Genomic DNA, 25,590 nt, shown 5'->3' with positions numbered 1-25,590 from the left:
TGCAAAACAAACATAATGCCCCTAAAATATAGACTATAATCTATATTCTGGTTGTGGTATGTGGACTGTCATTACGACAGATCTATTTAATCAGTGGCTTGAACAGCAAGATGAACCTACACAAGAGAAGGTCCTAGCTGCCCTGGTTGTTCTACAGCAGCAGGGACCGAGTTTAGGCCGTCCTTTAGTAGATACTGTGTATGAGTCTAAATTTACCAATATGAAAGAACTGCGTGTTCAACATCGCGGTAGACCCTTAAGAGCTTTCTTCGCATTTGATCCCTTACGACAGGCTATTGTTCTATGTATTGCTGATAAAGGCGGTAAAAAGCGTTTTTATAAAGACATGCTGGATATTGCAGATGAACAATACCAACTTCATCTCACTACCCTAGGAGATAAATCTAATGGCTAAGACTCTGCAAGAATTGTTAGCTAGCCGCTCTCCAGAGAGCCAAGCCCGTATTCAAAAAATGGCTGATGAATTACTGCTAGAAAATCAGCTTCATCTTATTCGTGAAGAACTCGAAATTTCTCAAAAAGAGCTTGCTGAAACTTTGGGAATAAAACAGCCATCGCTTTCAGCAATAGAAAATCGTGGCAATGATCTTAAGATTTCAACCATGAAAAAGTATGTTGAGGCAATGGGTGGGAAGCTCCGTATTGATGTAGAGCTTCCAACAGGAAAACATATAGGATTCAATGTTTAACAATAAAAATGGGAGCTATAGGCTCCCATTTTTAGATTCGTATAACGTTGAACCCAACGGTAAATAGTCGTGTGATCAACATTCACACCCCGTTCGGCCAGCATTTCCTGCAGTTCACGATAGCTAATGCCATATTTACAATACCAGCGCACAGCCCAAAGAATGATTTCGCCCTGAAAATGCCGACCATGGAAAGGATTCATATGCTGCACCTTTAGCTAAAACAGTCTTCAGCTTACCATTCGTGGTTATTTGCAACAGTGCCGATTTTTTGAAAAAAGCATAGGTCTAGATAATCAAGCTAGATTTTTTAAAACTCCACATTGGTCAATTGTACATAAACCATCACAAGTACCTCTTAAATCAGATAGTTGTTCAATAAGCTTTTGTTGCTTGATTATATTTTCTCTGATAGCACTGACATGTAAGTCAATTAATTCATTCACATCTGAACAATTTTTCTCAGGTTTGTCTTTATAGGTAAGTAATTGACGAATTTCATTCAAACTCATATTTAAAGTTCGGCAATTCAAAATAAATTTAATTCGCTCAACATAGCCTACATCGTAAAGGCGGTAATTTCCTTCCGTTCTTTCCGGTTCCGGAATTAAACCTTCCTTTTCATAAAACCTAATTGTTAATACTGAACATGAGGTTTTTTTAGAGAGTTCACCAATTTTTAAATGCATTGAGTTAGTATTTCCAAAGATTCTTGACTCTATAGTAACTATAGGGATTCTAATATTCAAAGTTTATAATTTTTTTAATGGGTATAATTATGAGTGGTTGTGGATGTAGTAAAGAAACACCATGCGAAGATAAGAAATCTCAACAAGAAAATCATCCATCAATTGCAGAAGCAAACAATTCAAAGAATTGTGATAATACGCTTAGCTGTTGTGGTGAAGAGGAAGAAAAAAAATCTTCATCTCCTTGCTGTAACACTTCAAACAGTTGTGAAGATACCGCTCAATCCTGTTATGGTTCTGATCCCAAAGAAAATTTAAGCACTGAAGATATTTTAAAAGATTCGCACTACATGAGTGAATACTTAGTTCCCAAAATGGATTGTTCTGCGGAAGAACAGATGGTTCGTATGGCGCTATCTTCAATTGATGGTGTTCAAAAACTCATCTTTGATTTACCTAACCGTTCTTTAAAGGTTCTACATAATCAAAAAGATGAAAATATAACCACCAAACTTGAAGCTTTGGGTTTTGGTGCAAAGCTTGTGAAGACTGAAACTTATATAAGCAATCAACAGGCTAAGCAAACAAGTACCTACACCATTCCTAAAATGGATTGCTCTGCTGAAGAGCAAATGGTCCGTATGGCTCTTGCAGATATTGAAGCAGTTAAAGGTCTTACTTTTGATCTTCCCAATCGAAAACTGAAAGTCTTCCATAATGAAGGGATTCAGCAAATTACGGCTAAACTCGAAGGACTGGGTTTTGGGGCGAAACTTGATGAAACACAGCTTTCTTCAGGCGATATACCTAATGAACCTGATCCTGTGAGACAAGCTAAAGTACTTAAACTGTTATTAGGTATTAATGCTCTACTTTTCTTTATAGAATTCATCAGCGGTATTATTGCTGCGTCTACAGGATTGATTGCTGATTCTCTAGATATGTTTGCCGATGCAGCCGTTTATGGTATTGCGCTATATGCCGTCGGAAAAGCTGCGAAATATCAAATAAAAGCAGCCCATTTCGCAGGTTGGATTCAGTTATTACTTGCTGTTATCGTGATTGTTGATGTCATTAGACGATTCATGTTTGGAAGCGAGCCAGAATCAACGCTCATGATTGTTATTGGCCTGCTCGCACTTATAGCTAACGTGACATGCTTATATCTTATTTCTGGTCATCGAGAAGATGGCGCACATATGAAAGCCAGTTGGATTTTCTCGGCGAATGACGTTGTCGTAAATATGGGCGTTATATTTGCGGGTGTACTCGTGGCGTGGACGGGATCAGCTTATCCAGACTTAATCATTGGCATACTGGTTTCTTTATTCGTACTTAATGGTGCCCGAAAAATTTTGGCTTTGAAGTAAGGGCACTGTTGCAAATAACCACGAATAATAAGCTGAAGACTGTTTTAGCTAAAGGTGCAGCATATGAATCCTTTCCATGGTCGGCATTTTCAGGGCGAAATCATTCTTTGGGCTGTGCGCTGGTATTGTAAATATGGCATTAGCTATCGTGAACTGCAGGAAATGCTGGCCGAACGGGGTGTGAATGTTTATCACACGACTATTTACCGTTGGGTTCAACGTTATGCTCCTGAAATAGAAAAACGTTTACGCTGGTATTGGCGTAATCCTACAGATCTGAGCTCGTGGCATATTGATGAAACCTATGTAAAAGTGAATGGACGATGGTCTTATCTGTATCGTGCAGTCGATCAACGTGGCGATACCATTGATTTTTATCTTTCTTCTAGACGTAATACCAAATCAGCATATTGTTTTCTTGGAAAAATTTTAAATAATGTGAAGAAGTGGCAAATTCCACAAGTGATCAACACGGATAAAGCACCCACATATGGACGTGCTTTATCACGGTTAAAACGGGAAGGTAAATGTCCACCAGACCTTGAGCACAGGCAGATTAAGTATAAAAATAACGTGATTGAATGTGATCATGGCAAGCTAAAGCGGATCATCAGGGCCACATTAGGATTCAAATCTATGAAGACGGCTTATGCCACAATTAAAGGTATTGAAGTCATGCGTGCACTACGTAAAGGACAAGCATCGTCATTTTATTATGGTCAGCCTCAGGGTGAAGTGTGTCTAATCAACAGGGTTTTCGGTCTCTAAGTACTTTTTAAAGGGAACATCATCGACTCAAATCTCTATTTGCAACAGTGCCAATGAATGATCATATATAAATTTGGATAAGTCATAGGAACACCATCACTATTCAAAAGAACAGCGAATCTCTCACCACTACTCATTACAAATCTTTTAACAGACATCATGGTTATATTTAACAAAATATCTAAGTATTAAATATCATAGATCATAAGTAAAAAAATTTACAGAACCATTTCTAGTATCTGTAAATTTCTTTTGTAACTAACTACTAATAAAGAATAATTTTATAAACTTTACAAAACATAGTCTCTAGTAGGTGTCAGAACGGTAAATCATCATCCAAATCTGCAGGTGCAGGTGTTGCAGCAGGAGCTGGTTTCGGTTGCTGATAACCGCCCTGGTTGCCATAGCCACCACCAGCATTATTGTTGTTAAAACCACCTTGAGCTTGCGGCGCATAGCCACCCTGGTTGTTATTGCTATAACCACCGCCCTGGTTATTGTTAAAACGTGGCTGGCTAAAACCATTATCGCCCTGCTCACCTTGCTGACGACCAGAGTCCAGCATCTGCATTTGCTCGCCACGAATTTCTGTGGTGTAGCGTTCCTGACCATTCTGATCGGTCCACTGACGGGTACGCAATGAACCTTCAATATAGACTTTTGAACCTTTGCGTAAGTATTGCTGCGCGATTTCACCTAAACGGTTATGCAGCACAATACGGTGCCATTCGGTTTGCTCTTTACGCTCACCGGTGGTTTTATCGGTCCACGCATCACTGGTGGCAATGGAAAATTGAGTAAGCGAGCCACCATTCGGGAAAGTTTTTGTTTCTGGATCTCGACCTAAAGTACCAACTAAAATGACCTTATTTACACCACGCATCAGCTGTATTCTTCCTATTTGTTTCTATTATTTACTTTATAAGAGTTATGCTTAAATGGCTACCTCTTTACCCAACAAGTGCGTTAATTGTTGTCGCGCAGCATCATCAATTTGCTGTTTATCGACTTTTATATAGGCAACTTGCTGTTCAGACATCACCACGACTTCTTCAATACCATGAATGGCCAAAAGTTGAGAAGTCCACTCATCCGTTTGTTTGGCCTCAGGCAGGCGAAATACCATCGACGACAGATAACGCGGCTGGGCCAGACCAAAACTCATCAGCAGCCAAATTATAGCAACTGCGGTCAGAATACTCCAACCCATCGCCGTGTTATTCAGCAGTAACAGTTGCCCGCCAATCATGCCGCCAAAGAAGGCACCGAGGAACTGGCTGCTGGCATTGACGCCCATTGCAGTGGCTTTGGACTGAATCGGTGCCGCCTTCGATAACCAGGATGGTAACAGCGCTTCCATCACGTTAAAGGCAATAAAGAACAAGCCCAGTCCAATCAGCAGGATATATTTAGATTCAAAACCAAAAATCATCACGATCAGGCCAAGAATAATCCCACCAATCGCGGTCAGGAAAATACCGCGCATTTTGCGATATTTTTCCGCCAGAATAATACTGGGGAAGGCAAAAAACAGACTCAGCACCAGCAGCGGCAAATACACCCAGCCGTGGCTGGACAATGGCAAACCGGCATATTCAATCAGCTGCGGTGGTGCATAAATAAACATCGCCGTTAGCAGTAAATGCAGGGTAAAAACTGACAGATGCAGGCGGTTTAAATCGCCCATTTTTAGCACCTGTTTGAGTTGCAGCAAATAGCCCTGCTGGAAATTACGATGATAGCGCGTGACTTTAGGCACCAGCAGCAACATGGCAATTGCTACCAGTCCCATAATGGTGGTCACCCAGAATAGCCCGGAAATACCAACCAGTCCGGTCAGCCACGGCCCGGCACTAAAGGCAATCACGAAGGATAAACCAATACTCATGCCCATCATGGCCATGGCTTTGGTGCGCTGTTCTTCCCGGGTGACATCGGCCAGTAAAGCCATCACCACGGCAGAGACTGCGCCGCCACCGGCAATGGCCCGGCCAATGATGACCCCATAAATGGTCTCTGACATTGCAGCAATGGCACCGCCTAAAGCAAACAGTAACAGTCCAAGCACCACCAGCGGTTTACGGCTATAGCGATCAGCAATCAGGCTAAATGGAATCTGTAAGATGGCCTGGGTCAAACCATACACCCCAACCGCCAGACCAATTAAGGTCGGGGTTGCATATTGATAGGATTGCCCTGCCACCGAGAAAACCGGAATAATCATGAACAGACCCAACATGCGTAAGGCAAAAATACTGCTTAAGGCAAAAGTTGAACGGCGTTCTAAGGCATTCATCATATCAATAGGCTAAGTGCAACAATTTTGTATGCGAATATCCTACATCATTCATGCTGCAGATGCTGCGATATTCAGCACAATATTCTGCATCTGAACTACCAGTCATAAAAAAAGGTGCAATTGCTTGCACCTTCTTCCGATCAGACTGCAACTTAGTGCAGTGCCTGACGTTTTTTATATTGAATTGAGGCAAATACCGCCCAGACAATAAAGGCCACACCAATCAGGCCGGTGACCACTTCCGGGACGTGTAAACCGGTTCCGCTGGCAATCATGATAAAGGCCAGTGCACCAATCGCATAATGCGCACCATGTTCCAGATAAATATAAGCATCCAGGGTGCCTTTTTCTACCAGATAAATGGTCATCGACCGCACGAAAATCGCGCCAATCGCCAGACCCAGCATGATGATCACCACATCCGAAGTAATCGCGAAAGCACCAATCACACCGTCAAAACTGAACGAGGCATCCAGCACTTCCAGATACAAGAAGCCACCAATACCGGCTTTCACCACACCGGTCGGTACGCCATTTTCATCATGGCGGATTGCATTGCCATTTTCATCGACTTCAGGTTCGCCACCCAGTAAATGACTCAATACCTGTACGCCAATATAGATCACGATACCCCAGATGCCGGCCATGGTCACCACCAGACGTTTATCTTCGACCACATTGGCCGCCATGATCAGCAAGGCCACCAGCGCAATAAAGACCGACATGGCCGGTACGCTGGCCAGATTGGATAAACGGCGCTCAATCCAGCGGAACCAGTGGGTGTCTTTTTCATCATCGAGAAAGAAGTTCAGGAACACCATTAACAGGAAGGCACCACCAAATGCTGCAATTTCAGGATGATGCGCCATTAATTTGGCCGAATATTCTTTCGGATTATTCAGTGCCAGCTGCACCACTTCCATCATGCCCATATCGGCTGTGACGGCAACAATCACCACCGGGAAAATTAAACGCATACCGAATACGGCAATCAGAATCCCGACCGTCAGGAACAGCATTTTCCAGAAATGGTCCCAACCGCGCAGGACTGATGCGTTAACAACCGCGTTATCAAACGATAACGACACTTCCATAATGGCGAGAATGGCCGTAATGGTCAGTGCTGTGAACATGGTTTTCAGGCCTGCTTCCGGGCCGTGGGTATAGCCCCAATAAGCAGACAAACCGAGACACACGATCGTAAATGCAATAGAGAAACCAAAATGTTTCATCATGACAAATCGACCTATGACATTATTAGATAAAGAAATTCGGTAAATATTAAACTTGAATTACACCGAATGCGCCGCGTGCATCCTGCTGAAGAGATGCAGGACCTCGGCGATAGAGATATGGCCGCTATTATGACGCTTTTTCATGACGATGCCAAAACACTTCGTATGCTTTTTTGTTTATTCTGATACAAATCAAAGCCGCTCATCTTTGCGGCGCAAGTATGCTAGTCTTTGGGCATTGATCTTGATGCTTTACAGGAACCGGACATGCGTTTTTCTGAACAATTGTGGCAACAGAATTTAGAACTGTATCAAAACACCCTGGCCCTGCCCTTTAACCAGGAGCTGGCGCAAGGCAGCCTAAGTCGTGAGGCCTTTAGCCACTATGTGATTCAGGATGCGCATTATTTACTGGCCTATGGTCGCGCGCTGGCGGTGTGTGCTGCCAAAGCCTTTGATGCTGATGATGTGATCCAGTTTGCCGAAGCCGCCAAGGTGGCGATTGTGGTGGAACGTTCGCTACATAACGGCTTTATGCAGGATTTTGGCATTAGCAAAGAACAGTTTGAAAATACACCGCTGACCCTGGCCTGCCATCATTACACCAGTTATCTGGTTGCCACTGCCTGGTCAGAAAGCTATCCGGTGGTGCTGGCCTCATTATTGCCATGTTTCTGGATTTATGCCGAAGTCGGTAAAGATATTGTCGGTAACTCGGCCGCCAACAACCCGTATCAGGCCTGGGTCGATACCTATGCCGGCGAAGAATTCCATACCGCAGTGCGCAATGTGATTGCCACGGTTGACCGCGTGGCCGAGCGCTGTGATGAAGACACACTGGCGAAAATGCGTCAGGCCTATACCCGTGCTGCTGAACTGGAATGGCTGTTCTGGGACAGTGCCTATGCACAGCGTAACTGGCCGGGACTGGACAGCAGCAACTAATCTTTGATTACTCGCCCTGGTGCAAGATCAGCAGACTTGCACAAGGGCCGACAGCTCTCTTTCATTCTTGTGCGCTTTGATCCCTACATTCTTTATCCTGACAATTTTTTATCCTTGTCGTTTTCAGATCTTGGCCTTTATTTGCAATCAACCGACATAATTTGACGTAGAAATACCTTAAGCCTGCACTTGAACATTTTTCATGCGCTATCATATAGAGGTTTTAAATGAATTTTCTAGGATCATTGCATGAGCCAAAGTCATATCCGTATTCGAGGCGCACGTACCCATAACCTGAAGAATGTGAACCTTGATATTCCACGCGACAAGTTTGTGGTGATTACGGGACTTTCCGGTTCAGGTAAATCTTCCCTGGCTTTCGATACCCTGTATGCCGAAGGGCAGCGCCGTTATGTCGAATCGCTCTCGGCCTATGCGCGCCAATTCCTGTCACAAATGGAAAAACCGGAAGTCGACTCGATTGAAGGCTTAAGTCCGGCCATTGCCATTGAGCAGAAATCGACCAGTCACAACCCGCGTTCTACCGTCGGCACCATTACCGAAATTTATGACTATTTACGTCTGCTCTATGCACGCGTGGGTACGCCCTACTGTCCGGAACATGACTTGCCGATGGTGGCGCAGACCGTGTCTGAAATGGTCGATGTGGTTAAAGGTCTGGAAGAAGGTACCGCCCTGCTGCTGTTAGCACCCGTGGTACGTGAACGTAAAGGCGAATATACCCATCTGTTTGAACAACTGCAAAGCCAGGGTTTTGTTCGTGCCCGGGTAGATGGCGAAATCATGGAGATTGATCCGCCGCCAGAACTGGACAAAAAGAAAAAACACAGTATTGAAGTGGTGGTCGACCGTTTTAAAGTCCGGGATGATTTGGGCAACCGTATTGCCGAAAGTTTTGAAACCGCTTTACGTTTAGGTGGAGATATTGCGATTTTATCGTGGATGAAAGGTGAACATCCGGACCGGGTGTTCTCGGCCAAACACTCCTGCCCGGAATGTGACCGTGCCGTGGCCGAACTGGAACCGCGCCTGTTTTCATTTAACAATCCGTTTGGTGCCTGTCCGGTCTGTGATGGCCTGGGCACACGAAGCCATTTTAGTGCCGACAAGCTCATTCCCAATCCGGAACTTTCTTTAAGCCAGGGTGCAATTCGTGGCTGGGACCGTCAGCGTCCTTATTATTATGGCATGCTGCAAAAAGTTGCCGATCATTATGATTTTTCGCTGGATACGCCCTGGAATGAACTGGACAAAGACACCCAGAAAAAATTCCTCTACGGCAGTGGCCGGGAAAAAATTGACCTGAGCTATGTCGATGAACGTGGTCGTCGTCACAACCGGGTACAGCCGTTTGAAGGAATTTTGCCACATCTGGAACGCCGCTATCGTGAAACGGAAAGTAATTATGTCCGCGATGACCTGGCGCAGTATCTCTCCAATGCCGCCTGTGATGCCTGTGATGGTTCACGTCTGAATGAAATTTCGCGTCATGTGCGAGTCAAAGACAAAACCATCAGCCAGATTACCAAAATGTCGATTGGTGACGCCGAGCATTACTATCAGAACCTAAATCTGGAAGGTGCCAAAGGCGAAATTGCCGACAAGATTTTTAAGGAAATCCGTGAACGTCTGCACTTTCTGGTCTCAGTCGGCCTGAACTATTTGAGTCTGTCACGCTCTGCCGAAACGCTCTCGGGTGGTGAGGCCCAACGCATCCGTCTGGCGTCGCAGATTGGTGCCGGTTTAATGGGCGTGATGTATGTGCTGGATGAACCGTCTATTGGTCTGCATCAGCGTGATAATGACCGCCTGCTGGAAACCCTGATTCGCCTGCGTGATCTGGGCAACACTGTACTGGTGGTCGAACATGATGAAGATGCGATTCGCGCCGCAGACCATATTATTGATATCGGGCCAGGCGCCGGCGTACATGGCGGGAATGTGATTGCCGAAGGGACCTATCAGGAACTGGCGGCCAATGCCAACTCTCTGACCGGTCAATACCTGTCGGGCAAGCTCAAGATTGAAGTACCAAAACAGCGCACTCAGCCACCTAAACCGGATGAACAGATCAAGCTGATGGGTGCCTGTGGCCATAACCTGAAAAATGTCGATCTGACCCTGCCTTTAGGCGTGATGACCTGTGTTACCGGGGTATCCGGTTCGGGCAAATCAACCCTGATTAACCGTACCCTACTGCCATTGGCCGCAACCCAGCTGAATGGCGCCACCACGCTCAGTGCGGAAAAGTTTGACACCATTGAAGGACTGCAATTTCTGGATAAAGTGGTAGATATTGACCAGAGTCCGATTGGCCGTACCCCGCGTTCCAATCCGGCCACCTATACCGGTCTGTTTACCCCGATTCGTGAACTGTTTGCCCAGACACCTGAAGCCAAAGGCCGCGGTTATGCGGCAGGCCGTTTCTCCTTTAACGTTAAAGGCGGACGCTGCGAGGCCTGTGAAGGTGATGGCATGATTAAAGTCGCCATGCACTTCCTGCCAGATATGTATGTGCCATGTGATGCCTGCCATGGCAAACGCTATAACCGCGAAACCCTGGAAGTGCATTACAAAGGCAAAAATATTTCCGATGTGCTGGAAATGACGGTCGAAGATGCCATGCATTTCTTTGATGCCATTCCGGTGATTCACCGCCGTCTGGAAACCTTGAATCAGGTCGGTTTAGGCTATATCCGTCTGGGTCAGTCAGCCACCACCTTATCTGGCGGTGAGGCGCAGCGGGTCAAACTGGCACGCGAACTGGCCAAGCGGGATACCGGTAAAACCCTGTATGTGCTGGATGAACCGACTACTGGCCTGCATTTCCATGACATTGCCAAACTACTGGACATCCTGCATGAGCTGCGCAACAAGGGAAATACCATTGTGGTGATTGAACACAATCTGGATGTGATTAAAACCGCAGACTGGATTGTGGATTTAGGCCCGGAAGGCGGTGCCGGCGGCGGGATGATTATTGCCGAAGGTACCCCGGAAGAGGTGGTGAAAGTGAAAGCCTCCCATACCGGAAAATTCCTGAAACCGATGTTAAAATAAAATGAAAGGGCTCTGAGGAGCCCTTTTCTTTGTTATTAGATTCACCTGAAAAATATCAAGATATATATTTAAAATATTTTTCTATTTTAATTTACGGTTTAGAGCATACTTTCCACCCTATTCCGCCCCTTCTCTTTGGCCTTAAATAAGGAGTGATCTGCCCGGCCAAACAGTTCCATCCAGCTGCCTGCATCTGCGGCGACCCCGGCACTGACAGAAATATTTAACGGCGTGTCCAGTCCCGGCAGGGTCAGAACATTCTGGCTAATTTCCTGACGTAATTTCTCGGCAATACTCAAGGCCCCGTCCAGATCAATCTGCTCAATCAGAATCAGGAATTCATCGCCCCCATAACGCACAATCAGATCAGATGAACGCACACTGTGTTTTAACACTTCGGCAATTCCCTGAATCACCCGGTCACCGACAATATGCCCATACTGATCATTGACCTCTTTAAAGTCATCAATATCAATAATAATTAAACCGGTTTGATGGAGCTTGTCCGGATTCTGATTCAGATATTGAATATATTCTTCCAGCGCCAGACGATTGGAAACCCCGGTCAGGGTATCGGTATTGGCCATATTGCGTAGCTGGAATTCCAGCAAATCCCGTTCAGCCAAACGTGTCTGCAACTGCTTGAGCGCAGCAAATAAAGAGGTGGGTGAGGAATCTGGAGCTGTGGCCGTCTGCGGCTGGGCTTCAGATAACTCTAAAATCAGATCCCGCGCTTCAATTAAAGGTTTAAATACCTTAAAACGCGCATAGACCATGGTAAACAGCGCCGCCAGCAAAGAAATAATCGACACCGACAGCGTCAGAATAAACTGCTGCCAGGCAGCATGACGCTCCTGCTGGGCCAGCCAGACACTATAATCCAGCAGATATTTCTGCAGATTCACCACCGTCGTAAATTTATCGACAATATTCAGGGTCAGTTCAGTCCCACTTAACGAATACGGGCGCGCATGCAGACTTTCTTCAATCAGCTGGCTGACAATAGGAACCCCCTGATCCAGATATTTTTGTTTAACCTGTTGATGCAGTCCCAGGTATTCAGGCGTTTTGTGCTGTTCAGGCTGAATCGAGTTGATCAGATCCCATAAATAATAAGATTGCCGCTGGCTCTGTAAGGAATAAGCCAGGTTCAGTTCAGGAATTGGTTCTTTAAAAGTCACGGCCGCCATAATCGTCGAGGCCAGACGTCCGGCCTGATCACGTAAATCGGCCAGTACCAGAATCAGACTATAGGACTCCGACAGCATGGTCTTTTTGCCTTCCGACTGCATCATGACATGCTTCAGCACCTCATAGACTTCATCCCAGGCACGAAACATGGCCTGAATGGCCTGATCCAGCTGTGCTGAACTGCGCTGGGCATAGGGTTGTGCAGCATAGGCATCCACCGCAGCACGTCCTTTTGCCAAAGCCGGTTTTAAATCGGTGGTCAAGGCATTGGCCTGTGCAGCAAAACCGGCGCTATTTAACAATTGCATGGTGTGTTCAATCTGCAGATCGACCCGCTCTCGAAACAGGGTCAGCTCTTTCAGGTTGGCACTGAGTTCATCTGGAGTACTGGACATGACCTTATTGGCCGGACCACGTTCGCGTGAAATCTCATTGGCCAGATCGGCCACATGACGTAAGACTGAAATTTCGGTCAGCACCACATCGGACTGCTGATAAGAGCGATAACTCTTCAGCGTCACCGGAACCGAAATAAACAGAATCGACAGGATGATAATGAGCATAGAAATAAACAGACGCTGCTTAGTATTCTCTGAATGCAAGCGATGGGACATGTTTATAACCTCACTACCATGAGCATGAACTGAACGTATTGAATCAACAAAGGCAGAGCAACGACCTGAAGCGGATGACCACACTGCTGAGGAAAAAATAACAGGACAGCGGTAGCGTTCATTCAACTATAAGTCGAATAAATCAGCAAGATAACTAAAAAATTGTGACAAGGTTAACAAATTTATTGATTAAATTGAATAAAAACCGACGAAATTAGAGTAAGTTTCTATTTTTTTTGAAGGGCAACCGAGATTGCATTCTCTTAAAAATTAAATATAAGCCAATGATTTATATAATAAAAATAAGGTTTTAAAAATTGTATAAAAAATTAAAGAAAACATTTTACAGCTGCATCAAATAAGTGCATAATGCACCGCATTGGGGCGACTTTAGATATTCCTCAGCAGAATTTTAAATTTTCCCGCAAATTTTGGCTAAAAAATCCCGGTTTTCGTTGAAAACCGGGATTTTTTTATGGTCATATATTCAATAGCGCTTTTTAATTCAAGAAATATTGCACCAATATAGTGCACCATAAATTTATACTTAAGCGGTTTTTAATCCTGACTACAGGATTCAGGCATAAAAAAAACCCAGCCTTGGGGAAAGCTGGGCATATAAAAAGTAAAACTTTGTGGAGAATCTCAGTGCAGTTCCTCTAACCTCTAGTCCTGCATCAAGAAAAATCATGACCGAAATCACAATTTCGATAAAGCCGACCAAACGGTATAACTTTATCTAGCCATTATGATACTCATCACACTTTTTGTAAAGCCTATTAAAATAGTCTACTTTTAGTTTAACCAGTATTAATAGTCAGCGAATTTAGACCTATAAAAACCAGAAAACGTAGAAAAAAAGTAAAGCATTATCAATTTCAGCTACATAATCCTGGTCTTAAGTTTCATTTTTTAAGCTTTATGCGCTGCTTTTCACATTTTTATTAGATTGCTTTTATAGATAATTTATATTGAATCAATTCATATTAACTATAAAGAAAAGTGAGGCAGCAAACACTTTTCTTTCGCAAATGAGATTTAGCCGCTTGTTCTTTATACACTTTTTAGGTTGACAACAGATTTATCAATTGACTACTTTTTCGCCCATGCACATTTTAGAGCAATTACTCAACTAAATAATCTCCTTTGTCTTCATTGACTTAATAAATTGTTACAATACAATGCCTATTGTTTAATCCATTTTTAACAAAACTGGTAACTATCATGAAAAAACTCGGTTTAGCCACAGCTTTATTATTAGCCATGACCGGTGCTCAAGCGTACCAATTTGAAGTTCAAGGTCAATCAGAATTCCTAGATACAACTGAAAACGATCAAAACTTTACTGGTGCAGTTCAAGGTACTTACTACTTCAAAAATGTTGATTCAACTAAAGGGCCTTTAGCTGAAGCTGCATTTTTAAACCAAGCATCTAACTTTTCTTTAGCTTACCAATATGGTCAATACGATGCGCCACGTGAAGGTGGTCGTTCAGATGTAGAATCTCATGTTTACGGTGCTAAAGCTGAAGCTTACATTCCGACAAAATTCGTTCCAGCCTATGCAAGCGCTTCTTATAGCCACACGCACAACGATGGCAAAAATGAATTTACTGCTGATGACAATGGCGACCGCTATGCATTAGAAGTGGGTGCATTGCTAGCACCAAACTTTCTGGTTGCTGTAGGTTATACCAGCATTGCTGACACAATGGCTGTTGATGCCTTCGGTACACTTGCAAATGGTGCAGTTAAAGCCGTTGGTGAAGCATTAACAATCAATGAAGATCAAGATGCTATTACTGCACGTACTAAATACGTGGGTGCAATTGATGGTACAAACATGGCAATCGGTTTTGAAACTGGCCTTGTTTACGGTGAAAGCACAGCGTACAACCTGAAAACTGATCTTTACTTAACGCCTGCTCTTAGCGTAGGTGCTTCTTATGCTGAAACTAGCGGTGATTTCCTAATTGATTCAGCTTGGGGTGCAAACGTAAACTACTTCATCACTCCAGCAGTTGCAGTTGGCGCAAGCTATGTAAATGCTAACGCTGAAAATGCAGCAGTAGATACTCAAACTGTTGGCTTAAATGCTAAATTCCGTTTCTAATCTGATTTAGAAACTGATGTAAAAAAGACGCTCTATGAGCGTCTTTTTTTGTTTGAAAGAAATGATTATTCCGGACTACGTACAATACTCAGGAAATATAAATGCCGTTCATATTGATCCAGGATATCCTGCAGTAAATCTTCCTGGGTCCAGTCCATTACATCGTAGTTCTGCCCGCCCTCTCTTAAAAATACCTCGGCCTGATAAAATGGTGCATCGGCCGTAACTTCTGGCATAAAGCTCGGCGGCACAGTTTCACGGGACACCACCTGATAAATAAAGTTAATCTCATGCTGATGATCGACCTTTAAACGCAGGCCATCTGCTAGCGAATCAATCGACACAGTCAGATGCCGCTTCTGGAACTCCTTCTGAATATTCTCAAAAGCCTGCTGTACCTGAGTCTGAATATACTGTTCCACCTCGGCCTGGCTATGCGGATAATGCATGATCAGCCCCAGACGCTGTTGCCAGCTGCGTGGATTATGAATGGCACGCGGCGTAATCCGAGCTTCCTGCAAGGCGTTCATTTTGGTGACATCTAGCCGTAGGGCTTTGAGCAGGCCCCAGCACATCAGTAGCAGAATGAAGGTAAATGGCAAGGCACTCATAATGGTGGCCGACTGGAGCGCACTCAGGCCACCTGCCAATAGCAGAATAATCGCCAGCACCGCCATCAACACGGTCCAGAACAGCCGTTGCCAGACCGGAGAATGTTCTGTTTTTGCAGTGAGAAAATCTGTGACCAGCGCACCCGAATCTGCCGAAGTAACAAAAAACAGCATCACCAGCAGGGTCGCCAGCAGACTCATGATGGAAGCAAAAGGCAGATTACTTAAAAACTCAAACAGGGCCACCGAGGAATCCTGCTGTACCGCGGTCATCAGTTGCAGGTTCGCCTCATGCAAAATGCTATTCAGCGCGGCATTGCCCATAAAACCCATCCAGACCAAAGTAAAACCGGTTGGAATCAGCATTACTCCCACAATAAATTCACGGATACTGCGTCCTTTGGACACCCGGGCAATAAACAGTCCCACAAATGGCGACCAGGAAATCCACCAGGCCCAGTACATGATGGTCCAGCCCCCAATCCAGCCACTCGGTTGATAGGCATATAAATTGAAGGTCATATGAAACAGATTCGAGGCATACTGACCAATATTCTGAATGGTGGTTTGTAGTAAATAGATACTCGGCCCCGTTATAAATACAAATAACAGCAGCACCACCGCCAGCACCAGATTCAGCTCTGACAGCCGTTTAATACCTTTGTCCAAGCCAAAAAACACCGACAAAGACGCCATGCTGCTGACCACAATAATCAGGATCATCTGGGTACTGGCACTTTGCTCAATACCGAATAAATAATTCAGCCCCGAATTGATCTGGGTCACACCAAAACCTAAAGTGGTGGCAATTCCAAAGACAGTGCCAAGCGTGGCAAAGGTATCAATCCCATCTCCGAGTGGGCCGTAAATTTTTGAGCCAATCAGCGGATACAAGGCCGAACGGACTTTTAGCGGCAGATTGTGCCGGTAAGCAAAATAAGCCAGTGCCAACCCGACCAGCGCATAAATGGCCCAGGCATGAATACCCCAGTGGAAAAAAGAAATACGCATCGCCTGCTGCGCTGCCTGGATGGTGGCCGGCTCACCGACCGGTGGCGAGACATAGTGCATCACCGGTTCAGCCACGCCAAAGAACATCAGGCCAATGCCCATCCCGGCGGTAAACAGCATCGCAAACCAGGAACCCTGATGATATTCCGGCTGGCTATGGTCCGGACCGAGCTTGATTTTGCCCATATCGGACAGTGCAATATAAATCAGCAGAATCAGGAATACCGCCACTGACAGTACATAGAACCAGCTAAAAGAATCAGTAATCCACTGGTTCATGCGCTGGGTCAGCAGTTCAAAACTATTGGGCGCCAACAGCACCACCGCCAGAAAAATCGCAATAACCGCGACCGTACTGATAAATACATTCGGATTGATATTGCCCCACCAGGGCAATTTTTCGGAAGGCATAACTCCCCCATTTTATTTTTAAAGATGATAGACAGACGCTTTAGGTCCGGGCAGCATTCACCGCAAAGGTGAACAAAAGATGAGTGTCGTGAGCTTAAACTCGCGCACAGCTTAGTCCTCTCGCAGCAGAAACACTATTGAACTGCTGTAACACAATAGCCCAAGCCGATGATTAATCTTTATTTCTGGGCAAATGACGAATGTATTGCAGGGCAATCAGCCGGGAAACAATTAAGGCCAGATACATCACCCCGCAAAACATTTGCAGCATGGCAATCACCCGTACTGCCGGACCAATCGGCATCAGGTCAGACAGGCCGGTGGCAGACTGCAAACTGAAACTCAGAAACAGTAGATCCAGCCAGCTTTGTAAATCTGGTTGGGTCGGATGATAAAAACTGGAAGGATCCAGTATCTGGCAAATATTGTAAACAAAGGCAAACGCCCAGGCAATTAAGGTGAATACTGCGCCGGCGGCAAACAGTTCATCGCGAGTCAGGTAACGGTCTTCAAACATATAACGCAGCAAACCATAGGCCGCACTTAAATAGGCCGCGGCTTCAAAGGCATGACTAATCACCAGCACGGTCGGGTTATTAACCCCCAGCACAATCAGCAGAGAAAAGAACAAGGCGCCCGTGACAAAGCTCAGCCCTAAAAAAGTAAACATCGGGGTCTGGCGAATGACTTTGGCAATTAACAGCAATACCACCACACCCAGCATCCAGATCAGCACGCGATAGGTGGCATGATGGCTAAGCAGCGACAATACGAGAATAAAAAACTGCATTAACAGCAGCCAGGCCGAAGGCAACAGCCGGAATCCTTTCCATAAATCAATGAATGCTTGCATGGGCACATCCTGGGTATCTTGGTGTAATGCGGACATCACTTTCTTTTTTGTTCTGATTACCATAGCATGCTTAAAAGCGCAGACAGATCACTCCTTTGTATGAAAATTACAGAAAAAGTACGTCAAGAAATCACCCAGATTGAATTCCGGGATGACCTTTCTCAGGATAAAAAAATTGCCAAAATCACCCATCTGGCCTGTGCCACCTGTGCCGGTGTCGCCATTCAGCCCCTGCCTTTTGCCGATATTCTGATTCTGACGCCTTTACAGGGCTACTTTGCCAGCCGGATTGCTGCCATTCACGGCATTAAACTGACCGACAATGAAGCGCTGGACTGGGTCAAAGAACTGATCGGGCTGGTCGGTTTGGGCATCGCCGCGCAGCAGATTGCACTGGGGGTCTGGAAAACCGTGACCTTTGGCTTTGGCGGCCTGCTGACCATTCCGCTGGTCTACGGCCTGACTTTTGCGATTATGAAAGTGGCCGATCTGTATTTTTCTCATAAAGCCCGCAATGAAAAGCTCAGTGAGGAACGCATTAAAGCGGTATGGAAACAGGCATTCCAGCAAGGGAAAAAGCAGGGACAAGCTCAGGCAGAGCAGCTGCAACAGCCAGAGGATTAAGCCATGACCCGATCGTCCTCTCCGATTCACTATCTCCGTAAAAATTTTGATGCACTGGCCATCACCACCGTATTGGCCAAACTGGCCTGGAACGCGCGCACGCCGCAACTGACTGAAGCGGATCAGGCGGTACTGGCTGCATTAAGACGCAGCCATGCTGAACTGGCAAACGCCCCTCTGGAAGATATTCAGGCTTATTTACAGGGTTTTGATGAACAGCAGATTGTCGGGCTGGTATCGACGGTCAAAGGCATGTTGCATGACATGGAATTTGTACGGCTGGACCATGAAGATGGCGACAGTCTGTATGCCGCGTATCTGGACCAGCGCGACCATACCGATTTTGATGTGCTTCTGGCCGATCAGCACAGTGGTGAAAGCTGGCAATTGCAACTAAAAGTCATCGAAGGTACTGGCACCGGAAAAGACTGGATTGCTGCCCCTCCTGAAGAAACGCTGCTTACCACTGAAGAAATCGCGACACAGTTGGGTCTGGAAAGTTCTGGTCTCAGCACCAAAGAGCTGACCCAGAGTGTGGAAGATGCGATTGATGTGATTGTCACCGCCAAAGACCCGAATGATGAACATTTCTGGGACTACTTTCCGGCCATCTCCGTGGCCAGTGTTTCACTGGCAATTTATGAACTGTTCCGGCGCTATCAGCAGCAGGAAATCAGCTGGTCAGAATTTAAATGGATGGCGGCCAAAGTATCTGGCATCAAGGTCAGTAAAATTGCCTTTATTGGTCTGCTGTTGGGTCTACCGGTGGTCGGTCAGGTCACGGGTGCCTACCTGGTCGCCAAGCTGTTACTGAATGCCAAAGCCACCTGGTTTGAAAAAGAATCACCGTTATATCGCAAACTACAGGCCTACTGGGCCAGCAAGCAAAAACCGCAGCCATAAAAAAGCCCCTTGCGGGGCTTTTTTATGGCATACCTGCTCATCTTAGTGATCAGATGCACCTGAGATACCAATACCCGTTTGTGAGCGTACGAACTGTGCATCGAATGCTTTACGTTCAGCTTGTGCTTGCGCAGAGTTGTCAGTGATAGAGAACAACCAGCAGCAGAAGAATGAAAGTGGCATTGCAAAGATCGCAGGACCATTGAATGGGTTGATTGGTGTGTCAGAAATTTGAAGCGTATCTACCCAAACTGCTTTAGACAATACAATCAAGGTGACTGCTGCAACTAAGCCTGCTACCCCACCAATCACTGCACCGCGAGTCGTTAAGCCTTTCCAGAACATAGATAGTACAAGTACTGGGAAGTTTGCACATGCTGCTACAGAGAATGCTAAACCGACCATGAACGCAACGTTTTGTTTCTCGAACAGAATACCCAGAATCATCGCGAAGATCGCTAAACCTAAAGTTGCAATTTTAGACATGCGAAGCTCAGATTCAGGAGTCGTTTGACCTTTCTTGAATACGTTAGCATACAAGTCGTGTGAGATTGCTGAAGCACCAGACAATGTCAAACCAGCAACTACCGCAAGAATTGTTGCGAATGCTACTGCTGAAATGAAGCCCATGAACAAGTCGCCACCAACTGCATCAGACAAGTGCACCGCAGCCATGTTGTTACCACCAACAAGTTCTAACTTGCCAGTAACTGCCATTTTCGCAACATCCAGGAATTGCGGGTTATTAGCCACATACAGGATCGCACCGAAACCAATGATGAAGGTTAACAGGTAGAAGTAACCAATAAAGCCGGTTGCAACCACAACAGATTTACGTGCTTCTTTGGCATCTTTTACCGTGAAGAAACGCATCAGGATGTGTGGCAAACCTGCAGTACCGAACATTAATGCCAGACCCAGTGAGATCGCATCAATCGGGTTAGATGCCAGGCTACCTGGACCCATGATATTGGCTGCATCAGCCAGGCTCAGGTCATGTACCTTCGAGAACACCTGAATTGATTGTTCAAACATGTTGGTGAAGCTGAAGCCCACGCCTTTCATTACCATGAAGGCCATGAAGGTTGCACCAGACAGTAACAGTACCGCTTTAATGATCTGTACCCAGGTCGTTGCCAGCATGCCGCCGAACATGACATAAGCCATCATCAATAAGCCAACCAGCACAACCGCGATGTTATAGTTCAGACCGAACAGCAGTTTGATCAGCTGACCTGCACCCACCATCTGTGCAATCAGATAGAACGCGACAACGACTAGCGAGCTGAATGCTGCTAGGGTACGTACCGGTTTTTCTGATAAACGGAAGGAAACTACGTCAGACAGGTTGTATTTACCCAGGTTACGTAAACGTTCTGCAATCAGGAACAATACGATTGGCCAGCCCACCATGAAGCCCAGTGAGTACAGCAAGCCGTCGAAGCCTGACATAAACACCATGGCGGAAATACCCAGGAAAGACGCAGCCGACATATAGTCACCGGCAATAGCCAGACCGTTTTGGAAACCTGAAATACCACCACCGGCAGTATAGAAGTCTTTGGTATTGGTGGTTTGTTTCGCCGCCCATTTGGTAATGAACAGGGTCGCACCCACAAAGATCAGGAACATGATAATTGCAGGCCAGTTGGTGGCTTGTTGTTCTGCTGCGCCCAGATCAGGTGCGGCAAAAGCCATACCTGACATCATCAACGCTGAAGCTGCAGCAGCTTGCGCCTTCAATGAAGTCCATTTCATCTTAGTCTTGTCCTTTTTGTTGTGCAATTGCTTCTACTTCACGCATTGCTTCTTCATTCAGTTGATCCAGCTTGTTATTCGCAATATAGGAATACACTGCACACAAAATGAAAGATAACACGATGATGCCCAGACCCAGTGGAATACCCCAGGTCGTCACGCCACCAGAAATGGAAGATAATAGAAACTCTTTGTTATAGCCAACTAACAACATGAAGCCGACATAAACGATTAACATGATTGCGGTAAGCGTCCAGCTAAGATTACGCTTTTTTGCAACCATTTCTTTGAATTTTGGATTGTGTAGAATTCGATCTACTTGAGCCTCATCCATAGTTTTACTCCTTGAAACGCCCAGCCTTAGGCGTAATTTTTAATTCGAATTATATTCATGATGAAAACTAACAAGTTTATAGGGTGCTTGTAATTTAGACTTTGGTCGTTAAATTTTGAGCAATTCAAACTGATGCGTTCACGAATAGAGTATTATAACGCGAGATAAATACACCGCGGGTATTATGAACAGCTGGCTGATTATCGGGGTGTTAGCCCTTTATATTGCATTACTTTTTATTTGTGCATTTTTTGGTGAAAAACATGCGAGCCGCCTCAGTACGCGCGGTCGTATGCTGCTGTTCAGTCTGACCTTGGGCGTCTACTGTTCATCCTGGACCTTTTACGGGGCCACTGGTGCAGCGGTGCGTGAAGGCATTATCTTCCTGCCGATCTATTTAGGGCCGCTCTTGTTCGTGGCGGTTGGCTATGACATCTGGCGCCGTTTGGGTCGGGTCCGGCAACATCATGCCATTTCCTCGATTGCCGACTTCGTGGCAGCGCGATATGGCAAAAGTGGTGCCCTGGCCTCGCTGGTGACCATTCTGGCAGTCATTGCGATTATTCCCTATCTGGCCCTGCAGTTACGCGCAATTGCCTTAAGTGCTGCCGTAATTCTGGATCAGACCACCCATGTCGAAAGTACCACCAATGGTGTACTGTTTTTAACCGCGCTGCTGGCAATTCTGGCGATGCTGTTTGGCACCCGGCAAATTGCCAACACCGAACAGCACGGCGGTTTAATGCTGGCGGTGGCCTTTGAATCTTTCGTCAAGCTGTTTGCCCTGCTCTGTGTGGCCGGTTTCTTTGTCTTTGAATCGGCCGATAACCTGAAGCAGATCAGCAATGATGTGGCCCAGACCTTCCATGAAGTGCAGCTGTTGGGCGTACCGGAAACTTTCTGGGTGCAAACCCTGCTGGCCGCACTGGCGATTATCTGCTTGCCACGCCAGTTCCACGTGGCGGTGGTCGAATTACGCGATGAAAAACATATTCGCGGGGCACGGCGCTGGTTTGCCGTTTATCTGATTTTAACCACCATCGCGATTATTCCAATTGCCAGCTGGGCCTTACATGCCGCGCCGCAATATCTGATGATTCCGGATGTCGCGGTGCTGTCCTTACCGCTCAGCTATAATCAGGAATGGCTGACCTTACTGGCCTTCCTGGGTGGTTTTTCGGCTTCAACCGGGATGTTGCTGGTGTCTTCAGTGGCGCTGTCGATCATGCTCAGTAATGACCTGATCATGCCGGCGCTGTGGCGCTCGGGCCTGATTTCGCGTCATGACAAACGGTTGCCACTGGTGCTGAAATTCACCCGCCGCATCTGTATTCTGGCGGTGATGCTGCTTGGCTTCCTGTTCTTCCATTTCTTTAATGATATTGACCAGCTTTCGGTCTTCGGTTTACTGGCCTTTAGTGCGGTAGCGCAGTTCTCCCCTGCCCTGATTGGCGGGCTGTACTGGCGCGGCGGCAGTAAACAGGGCGTCTATGCCGGCCTGATTGTCGGTTTTATCATGTGGGCCTATACCCTGCTCTGGCCAACGGTTTTACGCAGTCTGCCAGAACAGTTCTCGGCGATTACCCAGTATTATTTAACTGTGGGGCCATTTGGTATTAATGGCTTACGTCCGGAAGCGCTGTTAGGTTTTGAATCATTTGCGCCGCTGACACATGGTGTGGTCTGGTCACTTGGTCTGAACCTATTGCTGTATGTCTGGGTATCGCGCATATTCCGCCCGAGTGTGGCTGAACAGATTCAGGCTGAAAGTTTCTTCTACTATGAAACCAAGCCGCTGCCATCGCACACCACCAGCAATGAAGTCAGCTATTCGCATCAGGATGTGGCGCGTTTAAAAGTCGGTGACCTGATTACGCTGGCCAAACGCATTACCGGCGATGAGCCAACCATGCAGGCCTTCCGGCAGTTCAGTGAACAGAATAATGTGGTGCTGAATGAAAACAGCAATGCCAACGGCATGTGGTGGCGTTTTACCGAACAGTACCTGGCCGGCACCATTGGCGCGGCATCGGCGCGAACCCTGCTCACCACGGCGATGGTCAACAATGGTCTGGCGCTAGGTCAGGTCGCCAATATTCTTGACCAGGCCTCCCAATGGCAGCGCTTTAACCAGAACCTGATCATGACCATGATCGACCACATGACCCAAGGGGTGAGCGTGGTCGATGAAAACATGTGTCTGGTGGCCTGGAACAATCAATATCTGAAACTGTTTGATTATCCAAAAGATATTGTCTATGTCGGCTGTCCAATTGCCGACCTGATCCGCTATAACGCCGAGCGCGGCGAATGTGGCCCGGGCTCGGTGGAAGAACACGTGCGTAAACGGATTCACTGGATGAAAGTCGGCAGTGCGCATGAGTTTGAACGTATCCGTAAAGATGGCCGCGTGATTCAAATGCGCGGTAATCCGATTGAAGGCGGTGGCTTCGTGACCACCTTTGCCGATATTACCGCCTTCCGTGAAAATGAAGCGGTCCTTGAAGCACGTGTACAAGACCGTACCCAGCAATTGGCCGATGCCCTGGCCGAACAGCAGCTGGCGCGCGAACAGGCCGACAAGGCCAATATGTCCAAGAGCCGCTTTATTGCCGCGGCCAGTCATGACCTATTACAACCGATGCACGCAGCCCGTCTGTTCAGTACCGCGCTAGAGCAAAGCATCCAGTCGGATGATGACCGTAAAACCTTGCAGCAGCTGGATCGTGCGCTGCATGGGGCTGAAAGCATGCTGTCTGCACTGCTGGATATTGCCCGTTTAGAAGGCGGCACTATTCAGCCAAAACGTCAGCCTTATCCACTGCATGACCTGCTCAGTGATCTGGAACTGCAATTTAAATCCATTGCTGCACAGCGTGGCATCCAGTTTGCCGTGCATGATGCCCAGTTCTGGATTGACACCGATCCGCAATGGATTCGCCGGATTATCCAAAACTTTGTCAGCAATGCACTGCGTTATACCGCCAAAGGCAAAGTCGTGGTCGGGGTATTACGTTCTGCACAGCGTCCGCAGCATATCCGCATCGGGGTCTGGGATACCGGTCCCGGCATTGCCGAAGAACAGCGCATTAAACTGTTCCAGGAATTTGAACGTTGCGGCCATACCTCGCCGTGGGGTGAACAGGGTCTGGGCCTCGGTCTGGCCATTGTGCAGCGTATGACCAACCTGCTGGATTATCCGGTCTATGTCTATTCCACTCTCGGACAGGGCTCCTGCTTCATGATTGAAGTACCGGTGGTGGATGCACCTAAAGCCGTGGCTGCACCGGTTCAGGCCGTACCGCTGAAAACCAAGGCCTATAAAATTCTGTGTCTGGATAATGATGAAACCATTTTAGAAGGCATGGCGACCTTATTGGGCAAATGGGGCTATCAGGTCTTTAAAGCCACCGAACCGGAACAGGCCCTGGAGATTATCCAGCAGGAAAATATTCAGGTCTGGCTGGTCGATCAGCATTTAAATAACAATAAAGTCGGTCTGGACTTTATTCTGGCCAACCGTCAGGAAAATGTACCAGTGGCATTAATTACCGCCGATTCGGATCCGGAATTACCGCAGCGTCTAAAAGAGCTGAATATCGTGTTGCTGAAAAAACCGCTGAAACCGGCCTCCTTGCGAGCCTGGTTATCCGGTCTGAAAATTTCAGCTTAGGCTGACATATTTTGAAACCTCTTTGCGGCTTCGGTAACAAAGAGGTTTTGTATTTTGGGCCTGAAAATGGCGATTTATTGCAGCCCGCTAGGCAAAACTGCTCAAAACAGGCGCTATCTGCCTGACAGCCATTGGCAGAAAATTCCATTGAATTATTTACTATGGCAAAGGCTACCAAAAATCTCAGTGTACAGCTGTATACCTGGTTACAAAATTTTAATCTTATGATTTTTAAAATTATTTTTTGATTAAAAAATACACATTAGACTTTAGTCGTATATCTGATATGTGGCAATACGCGCATAAAAAAGACATTAAAAAGAAAAGATCAGTGTTTAGTCTGGAGATGAGCCCCTGAACGTCCTGTCCGGAGCTGATCATCATCCAGCCTAGAGGAG

Annotated in this window: 19 protein-coding genes and 1 pseudogene; 10 read left to right on the top strand and 10 right to left on the bottom strand. The window is 46.3% G+C overall.

Going from position 1 to position 25,590, the window contains the following annotated elements; all coding sequences use genetic code 11:
• Nucleotides 1-58 precede the first annotated feature (58 nt).
• Both P253_RS09345 and P253_RS09340 read left to right on the top strand, forming a co-directional pair.
• Complete coding sequence (locus P253_RS09345) at nt 59-415, top strand: type II toxin-antitoxin system RelE/ParE family toxin (RefSeq protein ID WP_004668307.1); 357 nt, start codon at nt 59-61, stop codon at nt 413-415.
• Nucleotides 408-710 carry a helix-turn-helix domain-containing protein gene (locus tag P253_RS09340; RefSeq protein ID WP_001140620.1) on the top strand — a complete coding sequence of 101 codons (303 nt, stop codon included), beginning with the start codon at nt 408-410 and terminating at the stop codon, nt 708-710. The genes P253_RS09345 and P253_RS09340 overlap by 8 nt, the downstream gene beginning before the upstream one ends.
• Nucleotides 711-751: 41 nt before the next feature.
• On the opposite strand, the pseudogene P253_RS09335 reads toward P253_RS09340, so the two are convergent.
• Together P253_RS09335 and cadR are read right to left on the bottom strand one after the other, a co-directional pair.
• Nucleotides 752-913: pseudogene (locus tag P253_RS09335) on the bottom strand (IS6 family transposase); the annotation flags it as partial.
• Nucleotides 914-1,006: 93 nt separating this feature from the next.
• Nucleotides 1,007-1,399 (bottom strand): Cd(II)/Pb(II)-responsive transcriptional regulator, encoded by a 393-nt coding sequence (gene cadR / locus P253_RS09330; RefSeq protein ID WP_000550240.1) that lies wholly within the window; start codon nt 1,397-1,399, stop codon nt 1,007-1,009.
• An 89-nt stretch (nt 1,400-1,488) separates the two neighbouring features.
• Between cadR and P253_RS09325 the strand changes: the two genes are divergently transcribed.
• Together P253_RS09325 and P253_RS09320 are read left to right on the top strand one after the other, a co-directional pair.
• Nucleotides 1,489-2,769 (top strand): cation efflux transmembrane domain-containing protein, encoded by a 1,281-nt coding sequence (locus P253_RS09325; RefSeq protein ID WP_005237495.1) that lies wholly within the window; start codon nt 1,489-1,491, stop codon nt 2,767-2,769.
• A 63-nt stretch (nt 2,770-2,832) separates the two neighbouring features.
• Nucleotides 2,833-3,537, top strand: coding sequence for an IS6-like element IS1006 family transposase (locus tag P253_RS09320; protein ID WP_016658765.1), 705 nt, complete (start codon nt 2,833-2,835; stop codon nt 3,535-3,537).
• Nucleotides 3,538-3,853: 316 nt separating this feature from the next.
• Here the strand turns inward: P253_RS09320 and ssb are convergent, their stop codons facing one another.
• From ssb to P253_RS09305, 3 genes are all read right to left on the bottom strand, one after another.
• Nucleotides 3,854-4,420: a single-stranded DNA-binding protein gene (gene ssb, locus P253_RS09315; RefSeq protein ID WP_005180729.1), complete on the bottom strand. Its 567-nt coding sequence runs from the start codon at nt 4,418-4,420 to the stop codon at nt 3,854-3,856.
• Between the two features lie 51 nt (nt 4,421-4,471).
• Complete coding sequence (locus P253_RS09310) at nt 4,472-5,836, bottom strand: MFS transporter (protein ID WP_016658764.1); 1,365 nt, start codon at nt 5,834-5,836, stop codon at nt 4,472-4,474.
• A gap of 152 nt (nt 5,837-5,988) precedes the next feature.
• A complete protein-coding gene (locus P253_RS09305) occupies nt 5,989-7,071 on the bottom strand; it encodes a DUF475 domain-containing protein (protein WP_005180731.1) in 1,083 nt (360 codons plus the stop codon).
• Between the two features lie 267 nt (nt 7,072-7,338).
• Between P253_RS09305 and tenA the strand changes: the two genes are divergently transcribed.
• Together tenA and uvrA are read left to right on the top strand one after the other, a co-directional pair.
• On the top strand, nt 7,339-8,016 hold the full coding sequence (gene tenA / locus P253_RS09300) for a thiaminase II (protein ID WP_016658763.1): 678 nt from the start codon (nt 7,339-7,341) through the stop codon (nt 8,014-8,016).
• A gap of 249 nt (nt 8,017-8,265) precedes the next feature.
• A complete protein-coding gene (gene uvrA / locus P253_RS09295; protein WP_005180735.1) occupies nt 8,266-11,097 on the top strand; it encodes an excinuclease ABC subunit UvrA in 2,832 nt (943 codons plus the stop codon).
• A gap of 98 nt (nt 11,098-11,195) precedes the next feature.
• Here the strand turns inward: uvrA and P253_RS09290 are convergent, their stop codons facing one another.
• On the bottom strand, nt 11,196-12,902 hold the full coding sequence (locus tag P253_RS09290) for a GGDEF domain-containing protein (RefSeq protein WP_016658762.1): 1,707 nt from the start codon (nt 12,900-12,902) through the stop codon (nt 11,196-11,198).
• 1,221 nt (nt 12,903-14,123) lie between these two features.
• On the opposite strand from P253_RS09290, the gene omp33-36 reads away from it, so the two are divergent.
• Nucleotides 14,124-15,014, top strand: a complete 891-nt coding sequence (omp33-36, locus tag P253_RS09285) for a porin Omp33-36 (protein ID WP_255209518.1) — start codon at nt 14,124-14,126, stop codon at nt 15,012-15,014.
• Nucleotides 15,015-15,079: 65 nt separating this feature from the next.
• On the opposite strand, the gene P253_RS09280 is transcribed toward omp33-36, so the two are convergent.
• Both P253_RS09280 and P253_RS09275 read right to left on the bottom strand, forming a co-directional pair.
• Nucleotides 15,080-17,047, bottom strand: coding sequence for a BCCT family transporter (locus P253_RS09280; RefSeq protein WP_016658760.1), 1,968 nt, complete (start codon nt 17,045-17,047; stop codon nt 15,080-15,082).
• Nucleotides 17,048-17,219: 172 nt separating this feature from the next.
• A complete protein-coding gene (locus P253_RS09275) occupies nt 17,220-17,900 on the bottom strand; it encodes an ion channel (protein WP_005180739.1) in 681 nt (226 codons plus the stop codon).
• Nucleotides 17,901-17,999: 99 nt separating this feature from the next.
• Here P253_RS09275 and P253_RS09270 point away from each other — a divergent pair, with 99 nt between their 5' ends.
• A complete protein-coding gene (locus tag P253_RS09270) occupies nt 18,000-18,524 on the top strand; it encodes a DUF697 domain-containing protein (protein WP_005180740.1) in 525 nt (174 codons plus the stop codon).
• Between the two features lie 3 nt (nt 18,525-18,527).
• Nucleotides 18,528-19,427 carry a hypothetical protein gene (locus P253_RS09265; protein WP_016658759.1) on the top strand — a complete coding sequence of 300 codons (900 nt, stop codon included), beginning with the start codon at nt 18,528-18,530 and terminating at the stop codon, nt 19,425-19,427.
• A 42-nt stretch (nt 19,428-19,469) separates the two neighbouring features.
• Here P253_RS09265 and P253_RS09260 read toward each other — a convergent pair whose 3' ends face one another.
• Both P253_RS09260 and P253_RS09255 read right to left on the bottom strand, forming a co-directional pair.
• On the bottom strand, nt 19,470-21,185 hold the full coding sequence (locus P253_RS09260; RefSeq protein WP_005180743.1) for a cation acetate symporter: 1,716 nt from the start codon (nt 21,183-21,185) through the stop codon (nt 19,470-19,472).
• Nucleotide 21,186: 1 nt separating this feature from the next.
• Complete coding sequence (locus tag P253_RS09255) at nt 21,187-21,519, bottom strand: DUF485 domain-containing protein (RefSeq protein ID WP_005180745.1); 333 nt, start codon at nt 21,517-21,519, stop codon at nt 21,187-21,189.
• Nucleotides 21,520-21,703: 184 nt separating this feature from the next.
• Here P253_RS09255 and P253_RS09250 point away from each other — a divergent pair, with 184 nt between their 5' ends.
• Nucleotides 21,704-25,192, top strand: a complete 3,489-nt coding sequence (locus P253_RS09250) for a hybrid sensor histidine kinase/response regulator (protein ID WP_016658758.1) — start codon at nt 21,704-21,706, stop codon at nt 25,190-25,192.
• Nucleotides 25,193-25,590 lie beyond the last annotated feature (398 nt).

Origin of the sequence: Acinetobacter indicus CIP 110367 (assembly GCF_000488255.1) — a bacterium.
GTDB lineage: Bacteria > Pseudomonadota > Gammaproteobacteria > Pseudomonadales > Moraxellaceae > Acinetobacter > Acinetobacter indicus.
The sequence above is the reverse complement of the archived record's forward strand: the minus strand, read 5'-3'. Positions and strand labels throughout refer to the sequence as shown.

Bases quoted from the DNA above. Each gene is read 5' to 3' on its own strand.
- P253_RS09345 (WP_004668307.1), top strand. From the start codon at position 59: ATGTGGACTGTCATTACGACAGATCTATTTAATCAGTGGCTTGAACAG.
- P253_RS09340 (WP_001140620.1), top strand. From the start codon at position 408: ATGGCTAAGACTCTGCAAGAATTGTTAGCTAGCCGCTCTCCAGAGAGC.
- cadR (WP_000550240.1), bottom strand. From the start codon at position 1,399: ATGCATTTAAAAATTGGTGAACTCTCTAAAAAAACCTCATGTTCAGTA.
- P253_RS09325 (WP_005237495.1), top strand. From the start codon at position 1,489: ATGAGTGGTTGTGGATGTAGTAAAGAAACACCATGCGAAGATAAGAAA.
- P253_RS09320 (WP_016658765.1), top strand. From the start codon at position 2,833: ATGAATCCTTTCCATGGTCGGCATTTTCAGGGCGAAATCATTCTTTGG.
- ssb (WP_005180729.1), bottom strand. From the start codon at position 4,420: ATGCGTGGTGTAAATAAGGTCATTTTAGTTGGTACTTTAGGTCGAGAT.
- P253_RS09310 (WP_016658764.1), bottom strand. From the start codon at position 5,836: ATGATGAATGCCTTAGAACGCCGTTCAACTTTTGCCTTAAGCAGTATT.
- P253_RS09305 (WP_005180731.1), bottom strand. From the start codon at position 7,071: ATGATGAAACATTTTGGTTTCTCTATTGCATTTACGATCGTGTGTCTC.
- tenA (WP_016658763.1), top strand. From the start codon at position 7,339: ATGCGTTTTTCTGAACAATTGTGGCAACAGAATTTAGAACTGTATCAA.
- uvrA (WP_005180735.1), top strand. From the start codon at position 8,266: ATGAGCCAAAGTCATATCCGTATTCGAGGCGCACGTACCCATAACCTG.
- P253_RS09290 (WP_016658762.1), bottom strand. From the start codon at position 12,902: ATGTCCCATCGCTTGCATTCAGAGAATACTAAGCAGCGTCTGTTTATT.
- P253_RS09280 (WP_016658760.1), bottom strand. From the start codon at position 17,047: ATGCCTTCCGAAAAATTGCCCTGGTGGGGCAATATCAATCCGAATGTA.
- P253_RS09275 (WP_005180739.1), bottom strand. From the start codon at position 17,900: ATGCAAGCATTCATTGATTTATGGAAAGGATTCCGGCTGTTGCCTTCG.
- P253_RS09270 (WP_005180740.1), top strand. From the start codon at position 18,000: ATGAAAATTACAGAAAAAGTACGTCAAGAAATCACCCAGATTGAATTC.
- P253_RS09265 (WP_016658759.1), top strand. From the start codon at position 18,528: ATGACCCGATCGTCCTCTCCGATTCACTATCTCCGTAAAAATTTTGAT.
- P253_RS09260 (WP_005180743.1), bottom strand. From the start codon at position 21,185: ATGAAATGGACTTCATTGAAGGCGCAAGCTGCTGCAGCTTCAGCGTTG.
- P253_RS09255 (WP_005180745.1), bottom strand. From the start codon at position 21,519: ATGGATGAGGCTCAAGTAGATCGAATTCTACACAATCCAAAATTCAAA.
- P253_RS09250 (WP_016658758.1), top strand. From the start codon at position 21,704: ATGAACAGCTGGCTGATTATCGGGGTGTTAGCCCTTTATATTGCATTA.